The 26,679-nt window shown below is 59.1% G+C and carries 24 protein-coding genes and 1 pseudogene; 11 read left to right on the forward strand and 14 right to left on the reverse strand.

Annotated features, from left to right (window positions below):
- Positions 1-129 precede the first annotated feature (129 nt).
- The 3 genes from L9059_RS11825 (at position 130) to fdhA (ending at position 3,179) form a co-directional block, all read left to right on the forward strand.
- Entirely contained in the window at positions 130-762 is a 633-nt protein-coding gene (locus tag L9059_RS11825) for a sarcosine oxidase subunit gamma (RefSeq protein WP_247291048.1), read from the forward strand.
- 156 nt (positions 763-918) lie between these two features.
- Complete coding sequence (purU, locus tag L9059_RS11830; RefSeq protein ID WP_247291050.1) at positions 919-1,776, forward strand: formyltetrahydrofolate deformylase; 858 nt, start codon at positions 919-921, stop codon at positions 1,774-1,776.
- Positions 1,777-1,979: 203 nt separating this feature from the next.
- A complete protein-coding gene (fdhA, locus tag L9059_RS11835; RefSeq protein WP_247291052.1) occupies positions 1,980-3,179 on the forward strand; it encodes a formaldehyde dehydrogenase, glutathione-independent in 1,200 nt (399 codons plus the stop codon).
- A 56-nt stretch (positions 3,180-3,235) separates the two neighbouring features.
- On the opposite strand, the gene L9059_RS11840 is transcribed toward fdhA, so the two are convergent.
- Entirely contained in the window at positions 3,236-4,255 is a 1,020-nt protein-coding gene (locus tag L9059_RS11840) for an RHS repeat-associated core domain-containing protein (RefSeq protein WP_247291053.1), read from the reverse strand.
- Positions 4,256-4,365: 110 nt separating this feature from the next.
- Between L9059_RS11840 and L9059_RS11845 the strand changes: the two are divergent.
- A pseudogene (locus tag L9059_RS11845) lies at positions 4,366-4,637 on the forward strand (formaldehyde dehydrogenase, glutathione-independent); the annotation flags it as partial.
- A 63-nt stretch (positions 4,638-4,700) separates the two neighbouring features.
- Here L9059_RS11845 and L9059_RS11850 read toward each other — a convergent pair.
- From L9059_RS11850 to L9059_RS11860, 3 genes are read right to left on the reverse strand one after another with little or no spacing between them, the layout of a single operon-like run.
- Positions 4,701-5,375, reverse strand: coding sequence for an anti-sigma factor (locus L9059_RS11850; protein WP_247291056.1), 675 nt, complete (start codon positions 5,373-5,375; stop codon positions 4,701-4,703).
- Entirely contained in the window at positions 5,372-6,016 is a 645-nt protein-coding gene (locus tag L9059_RS11855; RefSeq protein WP_247291057.1) for a sigma-70 family RNA polymerase sigma factor, read from the reverse strand. The genes L9059_RS11850 and L9059_RS11855 overlap by 4 nt, the downstream gene beginning before the upstream one ends.
- Positions 6,017-6,072: 56 nt before the next feature.
- Entirely contained in the window at positions 6,073-6,666 is a 594-nt protein-coding gene (locus L9059_RS11860) for a fasciclin domain-containing protein (protein ID WP_082069185.1), read from the reverse strand.
- Between the two features lie 316 nt (positions 6,667-6,982).
- Between L9059_RS11860 and L9059_RS11865 the strand changes: the two genes are divergently transcribed.
- Positions 6,983-7,537 carry a DUF2780 domain-containing protein gene (locus L9059_RS11865; RefSeq protein ID WP_247291059.1) on the forward strand — a complete coding sequence of 185 codons (555 nt, stop codon included), beginning with the start codon at positions 6,983-6,985 and terminating at the stop codon, positions 7,535-7,537.
- Between the two features lies 1 nt (position 7,538).
- Here the strand turns inward: L9059_RS11865 and L9059_RS11870 are convergent, their stop codons facing one another.
- Entirely contained in the window at positions 7,539-8,426 is an 888-nt protein-coding gene (locus L9059_RS11870; protein WP_247291060.1) for a 1-acylglycerol-3-phosphate O-acyltransferase, YihG family, read from the reverse strand.
- Between the two features lie 311 nt (positions 8,427-8,737).
- Between L9059_RS11870 and rloA2 the strand changes: the two genes are divergently transcribed.
- Positions 8,738-9,244 (forward strand): retropepsin-like aspartic peptidase RloA2, encoded by a 507-nt coding sequence (rloA2, locus tag L9059_RS11875; RefSeq protein WP_247291062.1) that lies wholly within the window; start codon positions 8,738-8,740, stop codon positions 9,242-9,244.
- 47 nt (positions 9,245-9,291) lie between these two features.
- Here rloA2 and L9059_RS30910 read toward each other — a convergent pair whose 3' ends face one another.
- Positions 9,292-10,137 carry an RHS repeat-associated core domain-containing protein gene (locus tag L9059_RS30910; protein ID WP_428480260.1) on the reverse strand — a complete coding sequence of 282 codons (846 nt, stop codon included), beginning with the start codon at positions 10,135-10,137 and terminating at the stop codon, positions 9,292-9,294.
- A gap of 169 nt (positions 10,138-10,306) precedes the next feature.
- Between L9059_RS30910 and creB the strand changes: the two genes are divergently transcribed.
- The 3 genes from creB (at position 10,307) to creD (ending at position 13,908) form a co-directional block, all read left to right on the forward strand.
- Complete coding sequence (gene creB, locus L9059_RS11885) at positions 10,307-10,987, forward strand: two-component system response regulator CreB (protein WP_247291064.1); 681 nt, start codon at positions 10,307-10,309, stop codon at positions 10,985-10,987.
- Entirely contained in the window at positions 10,987-12,405 is a 1,419-nt protein-coding gene (creC, locus tag L9059_RS11890) for a two-component system sensor histidine kinase CreC (RefSeq protein ID WP_247291066.1), read from the forward strand. The genes creB and creC overlap by 1 nt, the downstream gene beginning before the upstream one ends.
- Positions 12,406-12,537: 132 nt before the next feature.
- Positions 12,538-13,908, forward strand: a complete 1,371-nt coding sequence (gene creD / locus L9059_RS11895) for a cell envelope integrity protein CreD (protein ID WP_247291067.1) — start codon at positions 12,538-12,540, stop codon at positions 13,906-13,908.
- Between the two features lie 192 nt (positions 13,909-14,100).
- Here creD and L9059_RS11900 read toward each other — a convergent pair whose 3' ends face one another.
- From L9059_RS11900 to L9059_RS11910, 3 genes are all read right to left on the reverse strand, one after another.
- Positions 14,101-14,730 (reverse strand): glutathione S-transferase family protein, encoded by a 630-nt coding sequence (locus L9059_RS11900; protein ID WP_247291069.1) that lies wholly within the window; start codon positions 14,728-14,730, stop codon positions 14,101-14,103.
- Positions 14,731-14,871: 141 nt separating this feature from the next.
- Entirely contained in the window at positions 14,872-15,579 is a 708-nt protein-coding gene (locus L9059_RS11905) for a 3'-5' exonuclease (RefSeq protein ID WP_247291070.1), read from the reverse strand.
- Complete coding sequence (locus L9059_RS11910; protein ID WP_247291072.1) at positions 15,576-17,516, reverse strand: putative nucleotidyltransferase substrate binding domain-containing protein; 1,941 nt, start codon at positions 17,514-17,516, stop codon at positions 15,576-15,578. The genes L9059_RS11905 and L9059_RS11910 overlap by 4 nt, the downstream gene beginning before the upstream one ends.
- A 249-nt stretch (positions 17,517-17,765) precedes the next feature.
- Between L9059_RS11910 and L9059_RS11915 the strand changes: the two genes are divergently transcribed.
- Positions 17,766-18,212 (forward strand): response regulator, encoded by a 447-nt coding sequence (locus L9059_RS11915; RefSeq protein WP_247291074.1) that lies wholly within the window; start codon positions 17,766-17,768, stop codon positions 18,210-18,212.
- A 65-nt stretch (positions 18,213-18,277) separates the two neighbouring features.
- Here L9059_RS11915 and L9059_RS11920 read toward each other — a convergent pair whose 3' ends face one another.
- Complete coding sequence (locus L9059_RS11920; protein WP_247291076.1) at positions 18,278-20,467, reverse strand: malate synthase G; 2,190 nt, start codon at positions 20,465-20,467, stop codon at positions 18,278-18,280.
- Positions 20,468-20,998: 531 nt separating this feature from the next.
- Here L9059_RS11920 and L9059_RS11925 point away from each other — a divergent pair.
- Positions 20,999-21,517, forward strand: a complete 519-nt coding sequence (locus L9059_RS11925; RefSeq protein WP_045059928.1) for a glycine cleavage system transcriptional repressor — start codon at positions 20,999-21,001, stop codon at positions 21,515-21,517.
- Between the two features lie 215 nt (positions 21,518-21,732).
- On the opposite strand, the gene rarD is transcribed toward L9059_RS11925, so the two are convergent.
- From rarD to L9059_RS11945, 4 genes are all read right to left on the reverse strand, one after another.
- Positions 21,733-22,620 (reverse strand): EamA family transporter RarD, encoded by an 888-nt coding sequence (rarD, locus tag L9059_RS11930; protein WP_247291078.1) that lies wholly within the window; start codon positions 22,618-22,620, stop codon positions 21,733-21,735.
- Between the two features lie 144 nt (positions 22,621-22,764).
- Positions 22,765-23,739, reverse strand: a complete 975-nt coding sequence (locus L9059_RS11935) for a serine/threonine protein kinase (protein WP_247291080.1) — start codon at positions 23,737-23,739, stop codon at positions 22,765-22,767.
- 197 nt (positions 23,740-23,936) lie between these two features.
- The gene (locus L9059_RS11940) at positions 23,937-25,838 is read right to left on the reverse strand and encodes a PhoX family protein (RefSeq protein ID WP_247291082.1); all 1,902 of its coding nucleotides are present in this window, start codon (positions 25,836-25,838) and stop codon (positions 23,937-23,939) included.
- Between the two features lie 58 nt (positions 25,839-25,896).
- Positions 25,897-26,661: a TOBE domain-containing protein gene (locus L9059_RS11945; protein WP_247291084.1), complete on the reverse strand. Its 765-nt coding sequence runs from the start codon at positions 26,659-26,661 to the stop codon at positions 25,897-25,899.
- Positions 26,662-26,679: the final 18 nt, after the last annotated feature.

A 26,679-nucleotide genomic window follows, 5' to 3' on the forward strand; every position in this document is an offset into this window, starting at 1 on the left:
ACCACAGTACCTGTGGGAGCGTGGCTTGCCCGCGATGAACGATAACGCGGTGCTTCAGGCAGAACGCGTCGCTCCCATCGCGGGCAAGCCCGCTCCCACAGGGCACACGAATTCAGGAACAGGTGCTTTATGACCGCAGCCAATGTGTACCAACAACGCCCAACCACCGGCGCCAAGGCCGAGTCGTCGCTGCATCATGCCGACCTCGCCAGCCTGGTGGGCAAGGGTCGCAAGAACGCCGGCGTGATCGTGCGTGAGAAGAAACTCCTAGGTCACCTGACGATTCGTGGCGATGGTCACGATGCCGCGTTTTCCGAAGGCGTGCACAAAGCCCTGGGCATTGAATTGCCGGGCGCCCTGAGCGTGATCGTCAAAGGCGAAACCAGCCTGCAATGGATGGGCCCGGATGAGTGGCTGCTGATCGTGCCGACCGGTGAAGAATTTGCCGCCGAACAAAAACTCCGTGAAGCGCTGGGCGATTTGCACATCCAGATCGTCAATGTCAGCGGCGGCCAGCAGATCCTCGAACTGAGCGGCCCGAATGTGCGTCAGTTATTGATGAAATCGACCAGCTACGACGTGCACCCGAACAGCTTTCCAGTGGGCAAGGCCGTGGGCACGGTGTTCGCCAAGTCGCAGCTGGTGATCCGTCATACCGGCGAAGACACTTGGGAACTGCTGATTCGTCGCAGCTTCTCGGATTACTGGTGGTTGTGGCTGCAGGATGCTGCGGCCGAGTACGGCCTTAGCGTCCAGGCTTGATCAAAAAACCCCTGTAGGAGCGAGCTTGCTCGCGATGGACGATAACGAGACCGCGTTTTACCTGGATGAACGCGTCGCCTTGAAGTCCTTCGCGAGCAAGCTCGCTCCTACAGTGGCAGGCAGCTTCGATTACAGATTTTCAGGAGTTACTGCATTATGAGCCGCGCCCCAGACACATGGATTCTGACTGCCGACTGCCCAAGCGTCCTCGGCACCGTGGACGCGGTGACGCGCTTTCTGTTCGAGCAGGGCTGCTACGTCACCGAGCACCATTCCTTCGACGACCGGCTCTCGGGCCGGTTTTTCATCCGGGTGGAATTTCGCCAGCCCGACGGCTTCGATGAACAGTCATTCCGCGCCGGCTTGCAGGAGCGCGGTGAAGCCTTCGGCATGATCTTCGAACTGACTGCGCCGAACTATCGGCCAAAAGTGGTGATCATGGTGTCCAAGGCCGATCACTGCCTCAACGATCTGCTCTATCGTCAACGCATTGGCCAACTGTCCATGGACGTCGCCGCAGTGGTGTCCAATCACCCGGACCTCAAGCCGTTGGCCGACTGGCACCAGATTCCGTACCACCACTTCCCGCTCGACCCGAACGACAAGCCGTCACAGGAGCGTCAGGTGTGGCAGGTGATCGAAGAGTGTGGTGCGGAACTGGTGATCCTTGCGCGCTACATGCAGGTCCTGTCACCGGAGCTGTGCCGCAAGCTCGATGGCAAGGCCATCAACATTCATCACTCGTTGCTGCCAGGCTTCAAAGGCGCCAAGCCGTATCACCAGGCCTACAACAAGGGCGTGAAGCTGGTCGGTGCCACTGCTCACTACATCAACAACGACCTGGACGAAGGGCCGATCATTGCTCAGGGCGTGGAGGCGGTGGATCACAGCCATTACCCGGAAGACCTGATCGCCAAGGGGCGGGATATCGAAGGGCTGACGTTGGCTAGAGCCGTTGGTTATCACATTGAGCGACGCGTGTTTTTGAACGCCAATCGCACCGTTGTTCTTTAAATCGCCATCGCTAGCAGGCTAGCTCCCACAGGGTTTTGGGTTGTTCACAAATCCGGTGCTCACCCGAATCGCAGTGGGAGCTAGCCTGCGAGCGATGAGGCCATTACAAGCAACACATAAACAGCATCTGTACCCGAGCAATCAACGCGCCGCAGTTCCATGGCGACGTGACCGCTACATAAAAACAACAGCGAGGTGAAAGCATGTCTGGCAATCGTGGTGTGGTGTATCTCGGCAATGGCAAGGTCGAAATACAGAAAATCGACTATCCGAAAATGCAGGACCCGCGCGGCAGGAAGATCAACCACGCCGTGATCCTGCGCGTAGTGTCCACCAACATCTGTGGTTCCGACCAGCACATGGTGCGCGGTCGTACCACTGCTCAAACCGGCCTGGTGCTGGGTCACGAAATCACCGGTGAAGTGATCGAGAAGGGCAGCGACGTCGAGAACCTGCAGATCGGCGACCTGGTGTCCGTACCGTTTAACGTCGCTTGCGGGCGCTGCCGTTCCTGCAAGGAAATGCACACCGGTGTCTGCCTCAGCGTGAACCCGGCGCGCCCAGGTGGTGCTTACGGCTATGTCGACATGGGCGACTGGACCGGCGGCCAGGCTGAATACGCCTTGGTGCCTTACGCCGACTTCAACCTGCTGAAGCTGCCAGATCGCGATCGCGCAATGGAAAAAATCCGCGACCTGACTTGCCTCTCCGACATCCTGCCAACCGGTTACCACGGCGCAGTGACGGCCGGCGTTGGCCCGGGCAGCACCGTGTACATCGCCGGTGCCGGCCCGGTCGGTCTGGCCGCAGCCGCGTCTGCTCGTCTGCTGGGCGCTGCCGTGGTCATCATCGGTGACGTCAACACCGTCCGCCTGGCGCATGCCAAGGCGCAGGGTTTTGAAATCGCGGACCTGTCCCTGGACACGCCGCTGCACGAACAGATCGCCGCACTGCTGGGTGAACCAGAAGTGGATTGCGCCGTCGACGCCGTGGGCTTCGAAGCGCGTGGTCATGGCCATGACGGCGTGAAGCACGAAGCTCCGGCTACCGTGCTCAACTCGTTGATGGGCGTGGTGCGCGTGGCTGGCAAAATCGGTATCCCTGGCCTGTACGTGACAGAGGATCCGGGTGCCGTAGACGCTGCCGCGAAAATGGGCAGCCTGAGCATTCGCTTCGGCCTGGGCTGGGCCAAATCCCACAGCTTCCACACCGGCCAGACCCCTGTGATGAAGTACAACCGCCAGCTGATGCAGGCGATCATGTGGGACCGTATTCATATTGCGGACATTGTGGGCGTCGAGGTGATCAGCCTGGATGATGCACCGCGTGGGTATGGCGAATTTGATGCGGGCGTGCCGAAGAAGTTTGTGATTGATCCGCATAAGTTGTTTAGTGCGGCGTAAGAGGTTTAGATAAAGGAAAAGGGCGACCGGATAGTCGCCCTTTTCACGGTTTAGAATTACCAGAGATCCCCATAGGACGCTCTTATTTCTTCTGATACACGCCCAAGTTCATTTGTTCGCCTTTGTGTTTCCACCCTTTCAATCGCTGGCAAGTAGGGAAGGCGATTTCGTTCGACGATTGTCGATAAGAGTTCAGGGCGAGTGTAGCCAGAGTCGACAGCATATTTTGGTGGCATCCCGTTCACGGCCCCAACTCCGACCGCATCCAGTTTAAGTAATCGCTCTAATGGCTCGCTGGCTGTTTCCATATAATTTACAAATCGCTGATATCTGGCCTCTGAGTAAACTACAGATTTCATACGCTGAGACGTTGATGTGAATGAAGCAATATTTTTTCCTGGCAAATAATCGACAATCTTATCAATTACTTCATTAGGCAAGTCATTAAGCATTCGCGTGGAGGTTAGCGATGGCGCCGCCGGAGTTAGTTTTTTAGCTGCGTTCACCTCTTTTGGAAAGTGTTTTTTCATCAAGCTCCGCCAAGTAACGTGACCTGTCGGATCCATCCTATTCACCGGATCCCCCACACAATAGGCATACGCATTCAACCCTCCCTTCCCAAACGGGCTCCAACTGTCCGGACAGTTAAACCTCATCAACACAGGGTTAAACGCCCGATACCCGTTCCCCAGCAAATAGTGCCCGGTCACCGGGTCCGGTCGTTCGCCATTAAAGCCGAGCAGGCTGAGCAAGCCGCTGGCGAATGGGCGGTGACCGTAAGGTGTGTGAGCGATTGGCTGAGGAGTGGGCACGGTGAGTACGTTCAGCACCGAACCCTGTTGATCGGTGGATAGCACGCAGGTTTCTACGGAGTCAGTCTTGAGCTGTTGTTGCGCCAGCAGTTGGTCTGCATGCTGCATGAATGAGTGCTGTACGACGCCGCTGATTTCCGTGGCCAGGCGATATTTTTGATAAAAGCGCTGGTCGACTTCCTGCCCCGACTGTGCGCAATCGACCAGACGATCCAGCGGGTCGTAGCGGTAGCGGCAGAGTAGCGTAATTCGGTTTGACGGCATGGTGATGAGCCTCGGAAGAGTCAGTCAGTTCCGGGGTTCAATGTCTCGCAATTGGCTAAGGCTGCCTACTAGTAGAAAGGATAGTGGCGCATTGCCGCTGCGCCATAGAAGCGGTGGCCGCTGCCGCGAAAATGTGCAGCCTTAGCGTCCGCTTCGGTTTGGGCTGGGCCAGCTCACACAGCTTCCACACCGGGCAGACGCCAGTGATGAAATACAACCGCCAGCTGATGCAGGCGATCATGTGGACCGTATTCATATTGCGGACATTGTCGGGGCTGAGGTAATTAGCCTGGATGATACGCCGCGAGGGTATGGCGAGTTCGATGCGGGCGTGCCGAGGAAGTCTGTGATTGATCCGCATAAGTTGTTTAGTGCGGCGTAAGGCTTCACGCAAAGCAAAACGGCGACCTTCGGGTCGCCGTTTTTGTGTGGGTGCAATGATCATTTACAGCGTTGCCAATGCCCCTTGATACAGCACCGGGCCTGTCGGTTTGCCCGTCGGTGAGCCTCCCTTCGGTTCAAGACTGACCGCCAACGCAATCGGTTTGCCGAGCAACACCTTCTGCGCATCACTCAGCTCGACGCGACCTTTGCCATCAGCCGGAATCACCCCAAGCGAAATCGGTTTGCCATCCGCCGGTATCACCCACAGCTCCAGGCTGCGCCCCGGGTCAACCGCAGCCAATGTCAGCGGCTCGACCTTCAGATAATCCTCATGGGCTTCAACCTTCAGCGCAGGTTGCGCATCGGCGGTCAGCAGCGTGGCGCTGTAACGTGCACTGTCGCGGTTGTAGATCACGCCCAGGGTGACTGCGATCACCAGCGAACACAGTGCCGCCGTGATCCTCAACCAGTTCCAGAACGGACGCTTCTCTGGCACATGTAGCACCTGCGGCTCGATTCGCGCCGTAATGCCGTGCCAGACGCGATCCGGCACGGGTTGCTCGGGCAGTGCTTCGGTCAGGCTCGCGAGGCTTTCCTGCCATTGCGCCAACTCCGCACGAAGCGCCGCATCGTCCAGCAGCAATTGCTCAAATCGCCGACGCGCAGCCAAAGGCATCAAACCAATGGCGTAGTCGGCAGCGAGGGCTCGGCGCAGGCTCGGGGTTTGATAGTTCATGATTCAAGGCACCTGCGCAGGCGCTCCATACCACGGCGGATCCACGATTTCACCGAACCCAGCGGTGCGGCCAGATGTTCCGCCAGTTCAGAGCACGACAACCCTTGAAAGTAGGCGACGGTGATCGATTGACGCTGCATGCCTTCAAGGCTTTCCAAGCAGCGGTTCAACGCGGTGGCCTCGCGGGCGCTGCTCAATTGTTCATGGGCCGAAGGACTTTCATCCACCAGCGCCTGTTCTTCGAGATCGGTCAACGGCCGGTCGCGGTGTTTGCGCAACTGGTCGATGGCCTGGTTGCGGGTGATGTTGATCATCCAGGTCAGCGGTGCCGACAAATGCGCCTCATAGCGCGATGCGTTGTTCCAGATGCGCACGAAGCTTTCCTGCAGCACTTCCTCGGCCAGGTCCGGACGCCCCATGAATCGCAGCGCAACGCCGTGCAAACGTGGGCCGACACTGCGGTAAAGCGTCTCGAATGCGCGGCGGTCACCCAGCGAACACTGGGCCAGAAGCTGCCTGAGCTGATCGGTGTCGGCAATGGAAATAACAGTTCTCCAAACAGTCGAGGTGGTGACGTGGGGCTGCGCGCGGTGCCGGTTGCAGGCAGAGGTTAGTTCACGGCGCGCAGTTGTTCCATTCACGGGCGGACACCTCGGAAAAATCCGCCGACCCCGATGCGCAGGGCCGGCGGTACAACTCAACCTTTCGGCATCAGCACTTTGTCGATGACCTGAATCACGCCGTTGGACTGGTACACGTCGTAGGTGGTGATATCGGCGACATCACCTTTTTCATCTTTGATGGTGATGTTGTGCGGGCCGTTCATCATCGCCCAGAGCTTGCCGCCAGCGACGGTGGTGAGTTCGGTCTTGCCGCCACCGGCCTTGATCTTCTCGGTCAGGGTCATCATGTCGAGTTTGCCGGCGACGACGTGGTAGGTGAGGATTTTGGTCAGGGTGGCTTTGTTTTCAGGTTTGAGCAGCGTATCGACGGTGCCGGCGGGCAGGGCGGTGAAGGCCGAATTGACCGGTGCGAACACGGTAAATGGCCCTTTGCCTTTGAGCGTGTCGACGAGGCCGGCGGCTTTCACGGCGGCGACCAGCGTGGTGTGGTCTGAGGAGTTCACCGCGTTATCGACGATGTCTTTGCTCGGCAGCATGCTTTGGCCGCCGACCATCACCGCGTCATGGCTCATGGTTGCCGCTTGCACGGTGTTCAGGACGGATCCGCCGCCAAGGGCCAGGGTCAGCAGGCTGGCAATCAACGGCGTTTTCATCGAAGTGCGTTTCATGGTGGTGATCCTTGTGGAGGGAATCGGCCAGGAATGTCTGTCCGTGCTTGATATACGCGGGCTGGCCTGAACCGGATGCAGCACCGGAGCATTTTTTTGAGATGTACATGATCCCTGTAGGCGTGAGCTTGCTCGCGATGGACGTTAACGATAACGCGCACTTTCTGGATCAACCTGTCGCCCTCAAGCCTAACGCGAGCAAGCTCGCTCCTGCAGGTGTATTGGGGCTGGGAACAATCGCAGGGGACGCCAGTCCAACACACAGTTTTTGGCCGCCCAGTGCCGGGCGGTTTTCATGGCACAAGAGGATGTCTGGATGAAGATTTCACGCGGTTTTGCACTGGCATCGCTCATGACCCTGGCGGCCAGCCCGGTTTTTGCCCAGTTCAGCCTGAACGATGCGGCCAATGCCATCTCGGGCATGAAGGGCGATAACGCCGCTACAGCGGCAGCGCCGACGTCGCAGACCGCCGGTTTGCTGGGTGCACTCAGCCAGTTGAACGTGACGCCACAACAAGCCGTTGGCGGCACCGGAGCGATGCTCGGTCTGGCGAAAAATCAATTGAGTTCTACCGACTATTCGGAACTGGCCAAAAACGTACCGGGCATCGACGCGCTGTCTGGCGGCGGAGAGCTGGGTGCCCTCGCCGGTTTGCTCGGTTCGTCCGGCAAGGCGGCCGGTCTGGACAATGCCTTGGGTAACGTCAAGGACACCAACGATCTGAACAATGCGTTCAGCGCGTTGGGCATGGACAGCGGCATGATTGGCCAGTTTGCCCCGGTGATCCTGCAATACCTCGGTCAACAGGGCGTTGGTGGTTCGCTGCTGCAAAGCCTCGGCAGCATCTGGGGCGCCGGTACCGGCACCTGATTCACCGGCGCCCGGCGCGCAAGGCGTCGATGCGCTGGTCCTTCTCGATCCAGAGCTGGTTGACCCAGTTCTGGACCCTTTCGCGAAACAGCGGATCATTTTCGTAATCGCCCTGCCACAGCGCGGGGTCGAGTTCGCGGGTGGTGATGTCGATGATGACCCTTGGCACGTTGCCGCTGATCAGGTCCCAGAACCCCGGGATTTTCTGTTGCGGATAGACCACGGTGACGTCGAGAATCGCATCCAGTTGCTCGCCCATCGCCGCCAGCACAAACGCCACACCGCCCGCCTTGGGTTTGAGCAGGTGGGTGAAGGGTGATTGCTGTTGGGCGCTTTTCGCGGCAGTGAACCGGGTACCTTCCAGGTAATTGACCACCGTCACCGGCTGGCGCTTGAACAGTTCGCAGGCCGCCTTGGTGATTTTCAAGTCCTGGCCAGCCAGCTCCGGGTTCTTCGCCAGGAAGGCTTTGGTGTAGCGCTTCATGAACGGGTAATCCAGTGCCCACCACGCCAGACCGAGGAAGGGCACCCAGATCAGTTCTTTCTTGAGGAAGAACTTGAAGAACGGCGTGCGCCGGTTCAGCGTCTGGATCAGCGCCGGGATGTCGACCCAGGATTGATGGTTGCTGATCACCAGGTAGGACGTGTCGGTGCGCAAGCTATCGCCGCCACGGATGTCCCATTGCGTGGGGATGCACAGGCGGAAGATCAGCTTGTCGATTTCGGCCCAGGTCTCGGCGATCCACATCACCGCCCCCGACGCGCAGTCGCGCAGGCGCCCGGGCAGCACCAGCTTGAGCAAGGCAAACACCATCAGTGGCCCGAACAGGACCAGGGTGTTGAGCAACAGCAGCAGGGTAACGAAACAGCCGGTGAGCAGTCGGCGCATAAGTCACTCTTGAAATCATTTGGGCGCGTCATGATAAGCAGCTTCGGGCGTGAGGCCAAATGGGGGGTGACGAATGTTTCACCTTGCTGGCGGTATGCTTGACCTCATTAACAGTCCTCAGGTCTTGTGGTGATTGATCCGACCTCTTCGCGGGCAAGCCCGCTCCCACAGTAAATTGAGGCGTATACGATTTTTTGAACCGTCCCAAACCTTGTGGCAGCGGGCTTGCCCGCGAAGCGATCTTAAGTCCGAACGAATTCCTCACTGGCGGTCTAAAATTCCGCTGCCCACTTTTCAAGGATGCCCACTACGTGAAATCCCTCTTAGCCCTGCTGACCTTGGTGGCCCTGCCAGTGATGGCCGCCGAGCCGACCCTATACGGTCGTTACGAATACATCGCGCTGCCGGAAATCGGCGGCGAAGTGCTCAAGGCCAAGATGGACACCGGCGCCCTGACCGCGTCGCTGTCGGCCAAGGACATCGAGACCTTCACCCGTGACGGTGATGAGTGGGTGCGTTTCCGCCTGGCGACCAAGGGTGCGAGCAACAAGGTCTACGAGCACAAGATTGCGCGGATCAGCAAGATCAAGACCCGCTCGGAAGAGGATGCGGATGACGATGAGTCGGCGGCGCCGACCAAGCGGCCAGTAGTCGATCTGGAGCTGTGCCTGGGTAACGTCAAGCGCACTGTGGAAGTTAATCTGACCGACCGTAGCAGCTTCAATTATCCGTTGTTGATTGGAGCGAAAGCTCTGCGTGAGTTTGGTGCTGCGGTGAATCCGGCTCGGCGCTTTACGGCGGACAAGCCGGATTGCTGATGGGATATCTAAGCGCGCTATCGCAGCGCGCCCATTAATCATCTCACTCAGTTATTGCTGTAACCCGGCTCTCCTTGTCGTATGGAGCGGTTACTCTTCGCAGGGGCGCCCCAGACGTTTAAGCGTCTGAGCGTCTGCTCGTTATCGATTGTTCTTAGCATTCTGCTTCGCTCCCCGCCTGAGGGCCATGCGTCGATTTGTCTTCTAGTGTTATTCAAATCAGCTGTGGTCATGGCTTCGGCGGAGTATGAGAAATCGGAAGCGTCTGGAGTCTCGCTGGCAATAGTGCGCGTTGGCGGTGCTGGCGAATCTGCAGGTTTAGACTTCAGCTCATTCAGTCGTCGACGCATACTCGGGTCGATACTGTCGTTCCTCATCAAATTGCTCGGGCCAGATTCATTGACAGATTGGGGCTTGGCACTTCCCGGGGAAGAGATGTTATCGCTGGATTTATGCTGAGTAGACGTAGTTGTTACCACACTGTCTGCAGCTGCGGGTTTTTTCACCTTCGGTTTTCTGCCAATTACCCGGTTGAACCATTTCTTGAGCCCCCATTTATGACCTGTGGGGTCCACCCGATTAAGCGGATCGCCACCGCAATAAACGTAAGCATTCAAGCCGCCCCCCCCAAACGGACTCCAAGAGTCCGGTCTGGTAAACCTCATCAACACCGGATTGAACTGTCGGTACCCTTTCCCCAAATGGTAATGCCCGGTCAGAGGGTCGGGCTGTTCGCCGTTGAAACCGAGCAGGCTGAGCAAGCCGTTCTCTGGGGGTCGATGACCGTAGGGTGTATAGGCAATGGGGTAGTGCCGATCATCGACGAGTACGTTCAGCACCGAACTCTGTTGGTCAGTAGCCAGCAACGTTATTTTGCGAGAGGACGTAGGCATCAGCGCAGCTCCTTTCAGGGTTCATAAGCCGGACCTGCAGCATCGGATCCTCTTAGGCTTTTGCCTACTATCAGAACTGCTAGTCCCGACCGTCTGACGTCCACTGCCGATTGACGCCGCCACCACCATGGTTCACCGTTCGCCCACTCAACTGACGGGCTCGGACGCCATGCCCCATATCCTGATTGTCGAAGACGAAGCCGCGATTGCCGACACCCTGATCTTTGCCTTGCAAGGCGAGGGCTTTACCACGACCTGGGTAAGCCTGGGCGCGGCGGCGCTGGAGCATCAGCGCCAGACCCCGGCCGACCTGATCATTCTGGACATCGGCCTACCCGACATCAGCGGCTTCGAAACCTGCAGGCAACTGCGGCGTTTCAGCGAAGTACCGGTGATGTTTCTCAGTGCCCGCGATGGCGAAATCGACCGTGTGGTGGGCTTGGAAATCGGCGCCGACGATTATGTGGTCAAGCCGTTCAGCCCCCGGGAAGTGGCGGCGCGGGTCCGGGCGATTCTTAAGCGCGTGGTGCCGCGAGCATTGGCTGATACCTCTTCAGCGCTGTTTCGCGTCGACTACGAGCGCGTGCAGATCACTTACCGCAATCAGGCCCTGAGCCTGACCCGCCACGAATTCCGTCTGCTGCAGTGCCTGCTCGATCAGCCCGAACGAGTCTTCAGCCGCGAGCAGTTGCTTGATGCGCTGGGCGTGGCCGCCGATGCTGGCTATGAGCGCAGCATCGACAGCCACATCAAGAGTGTGCGCGCCAAACTGCGCCTGGTGAACGCCGATGCCGAACCGATCCAGACGCATCGCGGCCTCGGCTACAGCTACAGTCCAGGGCGCAGCTGATGTCGTTGGGGATCCGGATCTTCCTGGTCTATGTACTGTTCATCGGCCTGACGGGCTACTTCGTGCTCAACACCGTGATGGAGGAAATCCGCCCCGGCGTGCGCCAGTCCACCGAAGAAACCCTGGTGGACACGGCGAACCTGATGGCCGAGATTCTGCGCGACGACTTCAAGGCCGGCACCCTCAACCAGAACCGCTGGCCCGAGCTGCTCAAGGCCTACGGCGAGCGGCAGCCGAAGGCGAGTATCTGGGGGCTGGCGAAGAATCAGGTCAACCATCGCATCTACGTGACTGACGCCAACGGCATTGTGGTGCTGGACTCCAGCGGGGTTGCAGTGGGGCAGGACTACTCGCGGTGGAACGACGTTTTGCTGACCCTGCGCGGTGAGTACGGCGCTCGTTCCAGTCGCAGCGATCCGAGCGATGCGAACTCTTCGGTGATGCACGTTGGTGCGCCGATCCGCGAAAACGGCCAGATCATCGGTGTGGTCACAGTGGCCAAACCCAACAGCTCGTTGCAGCCTTACGTGGATCGCACCGAGCGCCGATTGCTTGCCTATGGCGCCGGGTTGATCGGGCTGGGTTTGTTGTTCGGCGCGCTGTTGTCCTGGTGGTTGAGCGCTGCCCTGCGACGCCTCACGGCGTATGCCCAGGCGGTGAGTGAAGGGCGGCGCGTCGAGGTGCCGCATTATCGTGGCGGGGAAATGGAGCAACTGGCCACTGCGGTCGAGCACATGCGTACCCAACTGGAAGGCAAAGCTTATGTTGAGCGGTATGTGCACACCCTGACTCATGAGCTGAAGAGCCCACTGGCGGCGATTCGTGGTGCGGCGGAATTGCTGCAAGGCGAGATGCCGTTGGCCCAACGGCAACGCTTCGTCAGCAATATCGACAGCGAAAGCGTGCGCATGCAGCAGTTGATCGAGCGGTTGCTCAATCTGGCTCAAGTGGAGCAGCGTCAAGGCCTGGAGGAGCGCGTCGGGGTGCCCTTGGCGGCTTTGGTTGATGAGTTGCTGAGCGCTCAGGCTGCGCGCATCGAAGGCAAGCAACTGCGTGTGGAGCGAGCGATTCCTGTGGATCTGGAGCTGATGGGTGAGCCTTTTCTATTGCGTCAGGCGCTGGGGAACCTGCTGGAAAATGCGCTGGATTTCACCCCCGCGAATGGGCTGCTGCGATTCGGCGCCAAGCGCGTCGGGGAGCAGATTGAGTTCCGGCTGTTCAACCTGGCAGAAACCATCCCGGAGTATGCATTACCGCGATTGAGTGAGCGTTTTTACTCTTTGCCTCGTCCGGACAGCGGGCGCAAGAGTACTGGCCTGGGGCTCAACTTTGTCGAAGAAGTGGTCAAGTTGCATGGCGGGACGTTGTCGATTGGTAATGTTGAGGGTGGGGTTGAGGTCGTCATCAGCATGGCTTAGAACCGCGTCACGGCATTCGCGAGCAAGCCCGCTCCCACACAGGGTTGCAGTCTCCACATAATCTCCATACTACCCCCCTATAAGCCCCACATTCGGCTTGCAAGCTCTCCCCATCCAAACAGGGAGAGTCCCATGAACCGAAATCTGACTTTGAAAATCGGGGCCATTGCCCTGCTGATTCTGTTGTTGCTGATCCCGCTATTGATGATCAATGGCTTGATCCAGGACCGCCAGGAATTACGCGACGGTGTGCTCGAAGACATCGCACGCAGTTCCAGCTATCACCAGCAAGTCAGTGGACCCTTGATGGTGGTGCCATACCGCAAAGTGGTGCGGACCTGGAAGCTCAACGAAAAAACCAATCAGCGCTATCAGGAGCTCGGTGAAGAGCGGGGCCGCTTGTATTTCCTGCCTGAGCGTTTCGAACTCGATGGCAAGGTCGAGACCGAACTGCGTTCGCGCGGTATCTACCAGGCGCGGCTGTTTCACGCCGATAACCGCATCAATGGGCATTTTTCGATCCCGGCGCAACTGGGCATCAAGGAAGATTTTGCCGACTACCAGTTCGATCAACCCTTTCTGGCCGTCGGCATCAGCGACATTCGGGGTATCGAGAACGCGCTGAAACTTGAACTCAACGGTGATCGTCTGGACTTCGTTCCCGGTAGCCAGGTGGGCTGGTTGGGGGAGGGGGTGCATGTGACGCTGCCGGCGCTCGATGCACAACGAGCCACGGAACTGGCCTTCGGTTTCGGCCTGCGGTTGCAAGGCACTGGCCAGCTGCAGATCCTCCCGGTGGGCAAGACCAGCAAGGTATCGCTGAGCGCCAATTGGCCGCATCCGAGCTTCATCGGCAACTTCCTGCCGGCCCAGCGCGAAGTCACCGATCAAGGCTTCAGCGCAAACTGGCAGACGTCGTTTTTCTCCACCAACCTGCAAGAAGCGCTGAGCAGTTGCGTATCCAGCGGTGTTTGCGATGCGTTCAATTCCCGCAGCTTCGGCGTGAGCTTCATCGACCCCGTGGACCAATACCTGAAGAGCGACCGAGCGATCAAATACGCACTGCTGTTCATCGTCCTGACGTTCGCAGGTTTCTTCCTCTTCGAAGTGCTCAAAAGCCTGGCGGTGCACCCGGTGCAATATGCGTTGGTGGGCGTGGCACTCGCGTTTTTCTACCTGCTGTTGTTGTCACTGTCTGAACACATTGGTTTTGCCCTGGCGTATCTGTTGTCGGCCAGCGGTTGTGTGTTGTTGATCGGATTTTATGTCTGCCATGTGCTGCGCAGCGTACGTCACGGGTTGGGTTTTTCGGCGGGATTGGCGGCGTTGTATGGGCTGCTTTATGGCTTATTGAGTGCAGAGGATTACGCGCTGCTGATGGGATCGTTGCTGCTGTTTGGCTTGTTGGGTGTGTTTATGGTGCTGACGCGCAAGCTGGATTGGTATGGGGTTGGGCAGAAGACGGCCCAGCCGCTGGAATTTGATATCGGGGTGGTGGAATGAGCCGGTCGTTGGGATTGCGGGAGGATCAGAGGGAGGGGCGATTGTTGGCGATGTTGATTGCGCGGTTGTTTCCGACTGGCGGGTAGTCAAGAGAGGTGGGGCATAGCAAGGTATGGGGGCTTGGGGACAGATACATCGAATAAGTCTGTCCCCATTTTGGTTGGAGTGAATAGGGTGCTGGCGCCATTAGCGTCAAATCTTGGGCATTGTCGCCAGCATCGAAGGTCGCTGACTCACCTCGAAATACCACGCCGCCAGCAACGGATTTGCATCGCGCCATACCAGGTCCGGATGGCGCAAATCCAGGTAACCCAACGCACATGCCACGCTGATCGCCGCCACATCGAAATGGCTGGTCAACTCGGCAATCGCCTCCGCTTCCAGCAAGGCCAAGGCGCGGCGGATCTTGTCGCGCTGACCGTCGAGCCATTCGTCCCAGTGTTTTTCCGGGGCGCGCAGGGCGACTTCATAGCGAACTAGCACCGCAGCGTCCATGATCCCGTCGGCCAGGGAGGCCAGTGTCAGGCGACGCCAGCGGGCCGAGCCTTCACGGGGGATCAGCGGGTTGCCGACGTGTTGGTGGTCGAGGTAATCGAGGATCACCCGGCTGTCGTGGATGATGTTGCCATCGGCCAGGCGCAAGGCTGGGATCTTGCTCAACGGGTTGTCGTCGATCAGGGTCAAATCCGGGTCGACTGGCGTGAGCACACAGTTTTGCAGGACGACGCGGTCTTGCTGACCGGTTTCGTGCAGCAGCACCATGACTTTGCGAACGAATGGTGACAGCGGGTTGTGGTAGAGAGTCATGCTCGGGGCGGACATGGCAGCGTCTCGGTCGGTGGACAGTGACGGCAGCATAGCGCGTTGGTCCGACAGCTCAAGAGGCTTCGTTGGTGGTCCAGAAATGTTCAAGGCGCCTGTAGGAGCTGGCTTGCCAGCACCGTCGGGACTGGCGCTACAACTTTAGAAGGATGGCGTGCGTTGTCTGCGTTTCCACTGACTCAACCGCTGCTGCAGATTCAACGGGCTATGAATCTGCTGCTGGCGCGCGCGACTGAACAGGATCAGCGCCAGCTCGGCAGTCGCCAGCGCATCGGCACTGGCGTTGTGACGCTCGAACACCTCGAGCTTGAACCAGTCGATCCACTCATCCAGCCCCGCCTCGCGAATGTGCGCCTGAGGGCAGAGCAGGGGCGCGATATCTGCCACATCTAGAAACGGATGCTGCAACTTGTAGCCCAGATGATCTTTCAGGGCGCGGCCGAGCATGTGCTGATCAAACGGCGCATGAAACGCCAGCAGCGGGCTGTCGCCGACAAACTCCATGAACTCGACCAAGGCCTGCACCGGATCGCTGCCGGCCGCAATCGCGCTCGGGCCCAAACCATGGATCAACACGCTCGGCGCCAATTTCATGTCTGCGCATTGCAGGGTGCGTTCGAACTGCTGGCTGAAGTCGATCGCCCCGTCCTCAATGACCACCGCGCCGATAGACAGCACCCGATCCTTGTTCAGGTTTAGCCCCGTAGTCTCCAGATCCAATACCACCCAGCGCTGTTCGCGCAGGCTGCATTCTCTGAGCTCGGCACCCGTCGGCAAGCGTTGCAGACGTTGTTGCAATTCCCCGGACAGTATAGGCCCCGCCGGGCGTAGCCATGAAAACAGGCTCATAGCTGATACCGCAGGGTCAGGCTGCTTTGCAGGCGTTGGGCTTGGCGTAGGGATTCACGCAGGATGCGCCGGTCCAGATGATTGAGGCTGTCGGGATCGACCCGGTTGGAGTAGGGCAAATTCTCCCGGGTCTGCAGCTGATGTTGCTGCATGCGGGTTTGCTGGATGAAGTGATACGCCTCTTCGTACGCCGCACCATCCAGTCGTTCGATGACTTTTTTGTCGACCAATTGGCGGAAGCGCTCCAGCGTATTGTTCGCCTCGATGCCGTGGGCCAACGCCAGCAATCGGGCGCCGTCGACAAACGGGGTCAGTCCCTGGACTTTCAGGTCCAGCGTGGCTTTCTCACCATTCTTGCGCGCGAGCACAAACTCGCGGAAACGTCCTACGGGCGGACGGTTGCGCAGGGCGTTCTCGGCCATCATTCGCTGGAACAGCCGGTTGTCGGCGACCTGATCGAGAATCCCGCGGCGCAACTGCTCGCAGCTTTGCTCGTCGCCCCAGACCACGCGCAGGTCGAAATAGATGCTCGAACCCAGCAGGTTCTCAGGTGTGGCTTCGCGGATAAATGCCGAAAAACGCCGCGCCCATTCAGCCCGGGACAAACACAGCTCGGGGTTGCCGGCCATGATGTCGCCCTTGCACAGGGTGAACCCGCAGAGCGCCAGGCTCTGATTGATCTGTTGAGCGATGGGCAGCAACTTGCCGCGAATTTCTGCCGCATGCTCGGCGTCCCTCGCCTCGAACAGAATGCCGTTGTCCTGGTCGGTGTGCAGCGTCTGCTCGCGACGGCCTTCGCTGCCGAAACACAGCCAGCTGAATGGCACCCCCGGGTCGCCCTTCTCGGCCAGTGTCAACTCGATCACCCGGCACACCGTGTGATCGTTGAGCAGGGTGATGATGTGGGTGATCTGGGTTGAAGACGCGCCGTGGGCCAGCATGCGCTCCACCAGTTGGCCGATCTCGCCGCGCAGCGCCACCAGGCTTTCCACACGCTGGGCACTACGGATAGTCCGGGCCAGGTGCACCAGATCGACCCGCTGCAGGGAAAACAGGTCGCGCTCCGATACCACGCCGCACAGGCGGTGGTCCTTGACCAGGCAGACGTGGGCAATGTGCCGCTCGGTCATGGCTATCGCTGCATCAAATGCACTGTGGTCCGGCGATAAAAAGAACGGTGCGCGGGTCATGTGCCGTTCGATGGCCTCATTGAAGTCGTTGGTGCCGCCTGCCACCACGTGCCGCAAGTCGCGCAGGGTGAAAATGCCCAGCGGGGCTTTATCGCCATCAACCACCACAATGCTGCCAACCTGTTGTTCATGCATGAGGGTCACTGCCTCGCGCAGGGGGGTAACCGGGCTGCACGTCACCGGATGACGCATGGCCAATTCGCCCAGGCGGGTATTGAGCGAGTATTGGGTGCCCAGGGTTTCCACGGCTTTTTGCTGGACTTGCTGGTTGACCTGGTCCAGCAGGCTGCTGACGCCACGCAGGGCAAAATCGCGAAAGGTGTGTGAAAGCGCAAACAGTTTGATGAATGCCAGCTTGTTCAGTTGCAAGCAGAAGGTGTCTTCGGCCGCCAGGTGTTCGGTACGGGTCGCCCGCTCGCCTAGCAACGCCGCGAGGGGAAAGCACTCGCCGGTAGTGATTTCGAACGTGGTTTCGGTCCCGCCTTTGGCAGTATGCGGGCGTTCGCCCACGACCCGGCCTTGTTTGACGATGTAGAAGTGTTCTACCGGGCCATCGTCGGGCTTGATGATGCTCTCGCCGGGTGCGTAAAAACGCAGCTGGCATTGCTCCACGAGGTACGCCAGGTGGGCGTGTTCCATTTGATTGAACGGCGGGAAGCGCTGAAGAAACTGCAAAGTACCTTGGATGTTTTGCAACACCGCAGTCTTCCCTGCCTGGGTGAAGGCGTCCGCTTTACTCATAACCATTACCGCAGTCTTTTTGAATTGTTGTTGTCGGATGACTTCACCATGGTCGGCCCATGGACACCGGGTGCCCATTGGACGTAAGTCTAGGTAGGCAACAGCCGGATCTACTATCGGAAGATTCCGACGCGATTGCGGGAAAAATCCCACCTCCCGCCTATTGGAAATAAATCCGACGAAGTGCACATTGAACATCTGCCTGGCGATGTCTCACCAGTGGGCCAGGAACGATTTGAAACCTTTGAGAAAGCCATGTCCGACAACGATATTCTGAGTGACGCCGAGCGCGAGGCGCTAAGTGCGGTCATGCTCGAACCCGATCTGGCGCCCCAGCGCGTGCTGATCGTCGATGATGACAAAGATGCACGTGAGTTGTTGTCGGAGGTTCTGGCGCTGGACGGTATTCACTGCATGACCGCGGCCAGTGGTGAAACTGCACTCAAGATGTTGAGCGAGAAACCCTCGATTGGCCTGGTGATCACTGATCTGCGGCTGGGGAATGTCGATGGCCTGGACCTGATTCGCCAGGTTCGTGAATCAGTACGAGCGGCGATGCCGATCATCATAGTTTCCGGGGATGCCGATGTGAAAGACGCCATCGCCGCGATGCACCTGAGCGTGGTGGATTTTCTGCTCAAGCCCATTGATACCGCGAAGTTGCTGGAATTGGTGAAGCACGAGTTGGGTATGGATTTGTGAGTCGTTAAAACAAAAAGGCCCTGATCCGAAGATCAGGGCCTTTTTTTGTTCGGGCTAACGCTTACTCAAAGGCCATTCGCAGCCTTGAACTCACGACGACGGCGGTGCAATACCGGCTCGGTGTAACCGTTGGGCTGCTTTGTACCTTCCACCACCAGTTCGACCGCCGCCTGGAAGGCGATGTTGCTGTCGAAGTCTGGAGCCAGTGGGCGGTATAGCGGATCGTTGGCGTTCTGACGGTCGACCACCGGCGCCATGCGCTTGAGGCTTTCCATCACTTGCGCTTCGGTGACGATGCCGTGACGCAGCCAGTTGGCGATGTGTTGGCTGGAAATACGCAGCGTCGCACGGTCTTCCATCAGACCAACGTCATTGATATCCGGCACCTTCGAGCAACCAACGCCCTGATCAATCCAGCGCACCACATAGCCGAGAATGCCTTGGGCGTTGTTGTCCAGTTCGTTCTTGATCTGTTCCGCGGTCCAACTCGGGTTCACGGCAAGCGGAATGGTCAGGATATCGTCCACCGAAGCACGCGCACGCTTGGCCAGTTCGGCCTGACGGGCGAACACGTCGACCTTGTGGTAATGCAAGGCGTGCAACGCAGCGGCGGTCGGCGACGGTACCCAGGCGGTGTTCGCGCCAGCCAGAGGGTGAGCGACTTTCTGTTCAAGCATCGCCGCCATCAGATCGGGCATTGCCCACATGCCTTTACCGATTTGCGCACGACCTTGCAGGCCGGTGCTCAAGCCGATATCCACGTTCCAGTTCTCGTAGGCGCCGATCCATTTTTCAGCCTTCATGTCGGCCTTGCGCACCATCGGCCCGGCTTCCATGGAGGTGTGGATTTCATCGCCCGTGCGGTCGAGGAAGCCGGTGTTGATGAACACCACGCGTTCGGCGGCCGCCTTGATACACGCCTTGAGGTTGACCGTAGTGCGGCGTTCCTCGTCCATGATCCCGACTTTCAGGGTGTTGCGCGGCAGGTCCAGCACGTCTTCGATACGCCCGAACAGCTCGTTGGTGAACGCGGCTTCTTCCGGACCGTGCATCTTTGGCTTCACGATATAGACCGAGCCAGTACGGCTGTTCTTGCGCGAGTTGTTGCCGTTGAGGCTGTGGATCGCGGCCAGGCAGGTCACCAGGCCGTCGAGAATGCCTTCCGGCACTTCGTTGCCATCCTTGTCGAGGATGGCATCGATGGTCATCAGGTGGCCCACGTTACGCACGAACAACAGGGAGCGGCCATGCAGGCTCAGGTCCTTGCCATCGACGCCGGTGTAGGTGCGGTCGGCGTTCATGGTGCGGGTGAACGTCTTGCCGCCTTTGGAAACTTCTTCCGACAGGTCGCCCTTCATCAGGCCGAGCCAGTTGCGGTAGATAACAACTTTGTCATCGGCATCGACAGCAGCGACTGAGTCTTCGCAGTCCATGATGGTGGTCAGCGCGGCTTCCATCAGGATGTCTTTGACGCCGGCAGCGTCGGTCTGGCCGACCGGGGTGCTGGCATCGACCTGGATTTCGAAATGCAGGCCGTTGTTCTTCAGCAGGATCGCGGTAGGTGCCCCTGCATCGCCGTGGAAGCCGATCAGTTGAGCGTCGTCGCGCAGGCCGGAGTTGCTGCCGCCTTTAAGGGCGACCACCAGTTTGCCGTCAACAACCTTGTACCCGGTGGAGTCGACGTGGGAGCCAGCAGCCAGAGGCGCAGCTTCGTCGAGGAAGGCGCGGGCGAAGGCAATGACCTTGTCGCCGCGGACCTTGTTGTAACCTTTGCCTTTTTCCGCACCATCGGCTTCGCTGATGGCATCGGTGCCGTACAGCGCGTCGTATAGCGAACCCCAGCGGGCATTGGAGGCGTTGAGCGCGAAGCGCGCGTTCATCACCGGTACCACGAGTTGCGGGCCGGCCATGCGGGCGATTTCGTCATCGACGTTTTGGGTCGTTGCCTGGAAATCGGCCGCTTCTGGCAGCAGATAACCGATGTCTTGCAGGAAGGCTTTGTAGGCCACGGCGTCATGCGTCTGAGCTACCCCAAGAGCTTTACGAGCTTGGTGCCAGCCATCGATACGAGCCTGGAAATCATCGCGTTTGGCGAGTAGGGCTTTGTTCTTCGGCGCCAGGTCATGAATGACCTTGTCGGCACCGGCCCAGAACTTATCGGCGGTGAGGCCGGTACCGGGAATGGCTTCGTTGTTCACGAAGTCGAACAGGACTTTGGCGACCTGCAGGCCACCGACTTGAACGTGTTCAGTCATTGCTTGCCTCACTCTGCTCAGCTATTTCGCTTTTCAGCTCTTCAATTATGACAATGAAGCCTCTGGCCATTTAAACCACAAACCCTGGCGCCAGTACATGCCCTTGCGGGCGGCTGGGGTTGGTCCAATCAACGGCTTGAGGCCTTGCTGACGGGGCTTTCAGGGGTTGCGACTGTGCCTTGGCAGACATCGATCCAACGTTATGTAGTGCGCGCTGCGGCATACTACATGATGAATTGCGGTTGTGAAAATTAGACTAATTACGTCGTTCTGCGACCCCATGACGCATTGCGGTCGCGACAGGGAACGGGATGTTCTCAAAAAAGTGATGGATTGTTCCAGTTAAATATACAAAGTTGTACACGATTTGTGGCTTGCAGGTCTTTCATGGGTGATCCAATCGCGAGCAGGCTCGCTCCCACAGGGCGCAATCAGTGTGGGAGTGAGCCTGCTCGCGATGACGGCAGACGATTCAACACAGAATCTCCCCTTGCCTATACTTCTCTTTCTATAACAAAAGAGGGCTGCGAAATGGACCACCTCGTACTCACAGTTTTCGCTCCGGACAAACCTGGGCAGGTCGAGCGCATCGCCCAGTGCATTGCCGAGCACGGCGGTAACTGGCTGGAAAGTCGAATGTCGCGGATGGCCGGGCAGTTCGCCGGGATCCTGAGGGTGGGGGTGCCGGCCGAAGCCTATGACGAACTGGTCGATGCACTGCAAGCCTTGTCCGCCCACGGGATCCGTGTGCTCATTGCCGAAAGTGGCATTGAGCAGTCCTGCACCTGGAAGCCGATCGCCATGGAACTGGTGGGCAATGATCGCCCGGGGATAGTGCGCGACATCACTCGCCTGCTCAGTGAACAAGGAGTAAATCTCGAACGGCTGGTTACCGAAGTGCGTCCTGCACCCATGAGCAGCGAACCGCTGTTCCACGCCGAAGCGATTCTCGCAGTGCCGCTGACACTGTCACTGGATGTGTTGCAGTCGCGCCTGGAAACCCTGGCCGATGATTTGATGGTGGAACTGGTGCTACGCAGCGAGGCTTGAAGGGGTTATCCAAGTTAAACGTGCACCTGCCTGTGGATAACCTGTAGAGACAGCTCGCCAGCCCAAGCGGGCTGGGCCTCTTCGGGTGTTGATCAAAAAACCAGCAGTTTCAATAACTTGCGCACAAACGCCGGGGATCACGCTGTGGATAACCTTGGGGCAGATGGTTGCAGGCCACGAAATTCGTGGCCTGCAGAGATTTGTATGTTTTTTGATCAGCTTCGCCGACGCAGATTGATCACTGCATCAACGCTGTAAACCGCCAGTCCCGCCCAGATAAAGATGAAGGCCACCAAGGTGCTGGAGGACAAGTGCTCGCCAAATAACAGCACGGCCTGCAGCAAGACCAGGGTTGGCGCCAGATACTGGAGAAACCCCAGCGTCGTGTAGGGGAGGTGTCGCGCGGCGGCGTTGAAACACACCAGCGGAATCAGCGTCACCGGTCCGGCAGCCACGAGCCACCAGGCTTCGGAGGTGGTCCAGAATTCGGCTTGCGCACTGCTCGCCCCGGGGTTGAAGAGCAGCCATGCTATTGCGATCGGCACCAGCATCCAGGTTTCGACCACCAGGCCGGGTAGGGCCTTGACCGGAGCCTGCTTGCGGATTAACCCATAGAAGCCGAAGGTCAATGCCAGCACCAGTGACACCCAGGGCAGGCTGCCAACTTGCCATACCTGCTGTGCGACGCCGACCGCCGCCAGACCCACTGCCAGCCACTGCATCCGTCGCAGGCGTTCGCCGAGGATCAGCATGCCTAACAGCACGTTTACCAGCGGGTTGATGTAGTACCCCAGGCTGGCTTCGAGCATGCGCCCATTGTTCACCGACCACACGTAGGTCAGCCAGTTAGCGGCGATCAGCGTACCGCTCAAGGCCAGGATCGCCAGCCGTTTAGGATTTTCACGCAATTCGCGCCACCAGCCTGGGTGCTTCCAGACCATCAGCAGCAAGGCGCCGAAAAGTGCCGACCAGAGCACGCGGTGAATGATGATCTCCACGGCGGGGACGCTGGCGATGGCTTTGAAGTAGAGCGGGAAAAGTCCCCAGATGATGTAGGCACTCAGGCCCAGGATGTACCCGCGACGCGGGTTGGCGGCTTGCATGCAGAATCCTTGCTTAGGTAGCTAACAAAGAGGGGATTGTAGGGCGGTTGTATAGATGTGTCGTGTCAGAAAACAAAAAGATCGCAGCCTTCGGCAGCTCAGGGTTGAACTGTAGGCGCTGCCGAAGGTTGCGATCTTTTGATCTCAAAAAAGCTTCAGCGGTTCTTCGTTAAGCGCTGACAGTTGTTCACGCAGCGCCAGCACCTGATCGCCCCAATATCGTTCAGTGCCGAACCACGGAAAGCTGTGGGGGAACGCCGGGTCATCCCAGCGCCGGGCCAGCCAGGCGCTGTAGTGCATCAGGCGCAACGCACGCAGCGGTTCGATCAGCGCCAGCTCCCGCGGGTCGAAGTCGTGGAACTCGTTGTAGCCGTCCATCAGCTCCGACAACTGGCCGAGGCATTCCTGGCGATCGCCGGCGAGCATCATCCAGATGTCCTGTACAGCGGGGCCCATCCGGCAATCATCGAGGTCGACGATGTGAAACATTTCGTCTCGACACATCATGTTGCCGGGGTGGCAATCGCCGTGCATGCGGATGTTCTGGTGTGGAGTGGCCTTGTAGACCTCTTCAACGCGCTTGAGCAGGTCGCGGGCGACTGACTCGTAGGCGGGGAGCAGGCTTTTAGGAATGAAGTTGCCTTCAAGCAACGTCGTCAGCGAGGCATGGCCGAAGTTCTGCACGCCCAGTGCTTCGCGATGTTCGAAAGGTTTGGTCGCGCCCACGGCGTGCAGACGCCCAAGCAATTGGCCCAGGCGATACAACTGGTCGAGATTGCCCGGCTCCGGCGCGCGGCCACCACGGCGCGGGAACAGAGTGAAACGAAAACCGTTGTGCTCGTGCAGGCTGGCACCGTTGTGAATCATTGGCGCAACCACAGGCACATCGCATTCGGCGAGTTCGAAGGTGAACTGGTGTTCTTCAAGGATCGCTTCGTTGGTCCAGCGCTGTGGACGATAGAACTTGGCGATCAGCGGTTCACTGTCTTCGATGCCAACTTGATAGACACGGTTCTCGTAGCTGTTGAGGGCCAGGATGCGGGCGTCGCTGAGAAAACCGATGCTTTCGACGGCATCGAGCACAAGATCTGGGGTGAGGGTTGCAAACGGGTGGGCCATGCTGACTCCTGCGCGCAGCAGGCTGCCGCGTCCGGCCAAGCATGGTAGCGCAGACGGGGCTTGTTTAGGGGGCGGGGTTCAGATGTGTGTTGTCTGGGCGGACGCCTTCGCGGGCAAGACCGCTCCCACAGGGTTGGTGCCGACTCTAAAATGGCACATAGACCTGTGGGAGCGAGCTTGCCCGCGAAGAGGGCCGATCAGGCGCCGACTATCCCGCCATCTTCACGGCTGATAGCCATCACCGAGGACCGTGGCTTGCCGTTCGGCAGATGCTCGGGAAAGGTCGACCCACCGTTCTCCCCCGGATGCTGGATCCCGACAAACAGGGTTTTGTGGTCCGGCGAGAAACTGATCCCGGTGACTTCACAGCCGACCGGGCCAACCATGAACCGGCGGATTTCGCCTGTCACCGGGTCGGCGCAGAGCATCTGGTTGTTGCCCATGCCCGCGAAGTCGCCGGCATTGCTGGAGTCGCCGTCGGTGAGAATCCACAACCTGCCTTCGTCGTCGAATCCCAGGCCGTCCGGGCTGTTGAACATGTTCTGCGGCGTGATGTTCGACGAGCCACCCTTTGGCGTACCGGCATGAACGCCCGGGTTGCCGGCAACGACGAACAGGTCCCAGGCAAAACTGTTGGCGCCGTGATCATCGCGATCGGTGCGCCAGCGCAGGATCTGCCCGTAGACATTCTTCTCCCGCGGGTTAGGCCCGCCCACCGGCTGGCCCTCTTCGCCACGCTTGGCATTGTTGGTCAGGGTGCAGTAGACCTGGCCGTCCTTGGGGCTGACGACGATCCATTCCGGGCGGTCCATGCGGGTGGCATGGACCACGCTGGCAGCCAGGCGCGCATGGATCAGCACTTGCGCCTGGTCGGCAAAACCGCTGCTGGCATCGATCCCGTTCTTGCCGTGGGTCAACTCGATCCATTCGCCATGACCTTTGGGGTGATCGGCATTGCTGTCACCGGCGTCGAAGCGCGCGACATACAAGGTGCCGTGATCCAGCAGGTCGCGGTTGGCCTTGGGATTTGCATGATTGATCTTGTCGCGGCTGACGAATTTGTAGATGAACTCACCGCGCTCATCGTCGCCCATGTACACCACGGCATGGCCGCCCGCAGTTTCTGCCAGCGCGGCGTTTTCATGCTTGAAGCGGCCCAGGGCTGTGCGCTTTTTCGGAGTCGACTGCGGATCGAACGGGTCGATCTCCACCACCCAGCCGTGGCGGTTGAGCTCGTTGGGATTCTTCGCCATGTCGAAGCGTGGGTCGTGGGGATGCCAATTGATTTCCTTGCTGGTAGCGACCACGCCATAGCGTTTTTGCGCGGCATCGAACGGCTGCCCGGCGTCGCTACTGCCAAAGCAGTCGGTGAAGTTTTCTTCGCACGTCAGGTAAGTGCCCCACGGTGTCTTGCCGTTGGCGCAGTTCTGGAAAGTACCGAGAACCTGTTTGCCCTGTGGGTCTGCGCTGGTTTTAACCAGTGCGTGGCCGGCTGCGGGACCGCTCAGGTTGATGGGCGCGTTGCCATGGATGCGCCGGTTGTAGCGCGAGCCTTGCACGAAGTGCCATTGGCCGCCCTTGCGCTGTACTTCAATCACAGACACGCCTTCACAGGCCAGGGCCTTGTGCACGTCGGCGGCCGATTGCGGCATGCCGCCGTGCGGGTAGAGATAGCGATAGTTAGTGTATTCGTTGTTGATCGCCATCAGCGCGCGGTCTTTTTCGCCCGGAAACTCGAATAGGCTCATGCCGTCGTTGTTATCGCCGAACTGCATTTCCTGTTGCTCTGCGGTGCCGTTGCCGCTTGGATCGAAGGCCGGACCGTCCTTGTGCAGCGGCTGCCCCCAACTGATCAGTACCGAGGACCGGTAGCCCGGCGGCAGGCTGATGGCATCGTTGGTCGCGGCGGGGATGCTGTCGAAACCCAGCAGCTTGCTGGTCCCGGCGCTGACACTGGCGGCCAGTACGCTGCGGCTCAGCAGGCTACCGCCCATGAACATGGCCGCGCCGCAGAGGGCGCCAGCGCTGATAAAGCCGCGGCGGCTGAGGCCGACCATTTTTTCGAGGTCGGTGGACTGGTTTTCTTCTAATAGGCTCACATCAGGCTCCCTGCAGGATTTTGCAGCCACCTTAAAGAGCATTAATGACGCTAATGTTTCAGAGCGGTGTACCCAGCAGAACATTGGAGGGTGCGAATTGCACTTGCACCGGCTTGCCAACGCCAAGGCCTTGTGGTCTCAGGTGTCGCGGCTCGGCTAGCGCGCAGAGGGTCTGCCCATTGGGCAGGCTGATGCGCACCTCACTGGGGCCATCCTCGGCGTCGAGTATTTCTTCGATCCTGCCCTCCAGGCAGTTGGTGCCCGGTATCGACTGTTGATCCATCCCCAGCAATTCGAGCCAGCCGGCCTTGATCAACGCCACTACTTCGGTGCCGGTCTGCAGTTCCAGGCGCAGGGTGCTGTCGTGAGTTATCTGCGTGTCGATGACCAGGCCTGCGGCCATTTCCAGGCGGATCCGATCATTACGCCCCTGGGCCTCTATCGCGATGACTTTTCCGTGCAACTGATTGCGCGCGCTGGTCCTGAGCATCAGGCGACCGAGCAGGTCCAGGTCGCTGGCTTCTTCAGCCGTCTCCAGTACCTGAGCCTGCAGGATCTGGAGCTTCTGATACAGGCGCAACACGCGCTCACCTTCGCTGGAAAGCCTGGCGCCGCCACCGCCCTTACCGCCGACACTGCGTTCCACCAAGGGTCTTTGCGCCAGGTTGTTCAGCTCATCAATGGCGTCCCAGGCAGCCTTGTAACTCAGCCCGGCGCTCTTCGCGGCGCGGGTGATTGAGCCCTGCTCGGCAATGTGTTGCAGCAGGGCGATGCGCTGGGGGCGCCGGACAATGTGCTGGGATAACAACGTTGGCAAAGACATGGCAGGGTGCTTTGGCTG

Origin of the sequence: Pseudomonas violetae (assembly GCF_023072615.1) — a bacterium.
GTDB classification, from domain to species: domain Bacteria; phylum Pseudomonadota; class Gammaproteobacteria; order Pseudomonadales; family Pseudomonadaceae; genus Aquipseudomonas; species Aquipseudomonas violetae.

Excerpts from the sequence above, each read along its gene's own strand:
- L9059_RS11825 (WP_247291048.1), top strand. The coding sequence starts at position 130 with ATGACCGCAGCCAATGTGTACCAACAACGCCCAACCACCGGCGCCAAG.
- purU (WP_247291050.1), top strand. The coding sequence starts at position 919 with ATGAGCCGCGCCCCAGACACATGGATTCTGACTGCCGACTGCCCAAGC.
- fdhA (WP_247291052.1), top strand. The coding sequence starts at position 1,980 with ATGTCTGGCAATCGTGGTGTGGTGTATCTCGGCAATGGCAAGGTCGAA.
- L9059_RS11840 (WP_247291053.1), bottom strand. The coding sequence starts at position 4,255 with ATGCCGTCAAACCGAATTACGCTACTCTGCCGCTACCGCTACGACCCG.
- L9059_RS11850 (WP_247291056.1), bottom strand. The coding sequence starts at position 5,375 with ATGAACTATCAAACCCCGAGCCTGCGCCGAGCCCTCGCTGCCGACTAC.
- L9059_RS11860 (WP_082069185.1), bottom strand. The coding sequence starts at position 6,666 with ATGAAACGCACTTCGATGAAAACGCCGTTGATTGCCAGCCTGCTGACC.
- L9059_RS11865 (WP_247291059.1), top strand. The coding sequence starts at position 6,983 with ATGAAGATTTCACGCGGTTTTGCACTGGCATCGCTCATGACCCTGGCG.
- L9059_RS11870 (WP_247291060.1), bottom strand. The coding sequence starts at position 8,426 with ATGCGCCGACTGCTCACCGGCTGTTTCGTTACCCTGCTGCTGTTGCTC.
- L9059_RS30910 (WP_428480260.1), bottom strand. The coding sequence starts at position 10,137 with ATGCCTACGTCCTCTCGCAAAATAACGTTGCTGGCTACTGACCAACAG.
- creB (WP_247291064.1), top strand. The coding sequence starts at position 10,307 with ATGCCCCATATCCTGATTGTCGAAGACGAAGCCGCGATTGCCGACACC.
- creC (WP_247291066.1), top strand. The coding sequence starts at position 10,987 with ATGTCGTTGGGGATCCGGATCTTCCTGGTCTATGTACTGTTCATCGGC.
- creD (WP_247291067.1), top strand. The coding sequence starts at position 12,538 with ATGAACCGAAATCTGACTTTGAAAATCGGGGCCATTGCCCTGCTGATT.
- L9059_RS11900 (WP_247291069.1), bottom strand. The coding sequence starts at position 14,730 with ATGTCCGCCCCGAGCATGACTCTCTACCACAACCCGCTGTCACCATTC.
- L9059_RS11905 (WP_247291070.1), bottom strand. The coding sequence starts at position 15,579 with ATGAGCCTGTTTTCATGGCTACGCCCGGCGGGGCCTATACTGTCCGGG.
- L9059_RS11910 (WP_247291072.1), bottom strand. The coding sequence starts at position 17,516 with ATGGTTATGAGTAAAGCGGACGCCTTCACCCAGGCAGGGAAGACTGCG.
- L9059_RS11915 (WP_247291074.1), top strand. The coding sequence starts at position 17,766 with ATGTCCGACAACGATATTCTGAGTGACGCCGAGCGCGAGGCGCTAAGT.
- L9059_RS11920 (WP_247291076.1), bottom strand. The coding sequence starts at position 20,467 with ATGACTGAACACGTTCAAGTCGGTGGCCTGCAGGTCGCCAAAGTCCTG.
- L9059_RS11925 (WP_045059928.1), top strand. The coding sequence starts at position 20,999 with ATGGACCACCTCGTACTCACAGTTTTCGCTCCGGACAAACCTGGGCAG.
- rarD (WP_247291078.1), bottom strand. The coding sequence starts at position 22,620 with ATGCAAGCCGCCAACCCGCGTCGCGGGTACATCCTGGGCCTGAGTGCC.
- L9059_RS11935 (WP_247291080.1), bottom strand. The coding sequence starts at position 23,739 with ATGGCCCACCCGTTTGCAACCCTCACCCCAGATCTTGTGCTCGATGCC.
- L9059_RS11945 (WP_247291084.1), bottom strand. The coding sequence starts at position 26,661 with ATGTCTTTGCCAACGTTGTTATCCCAGCACATTGTCCGGCGCCCCCAG.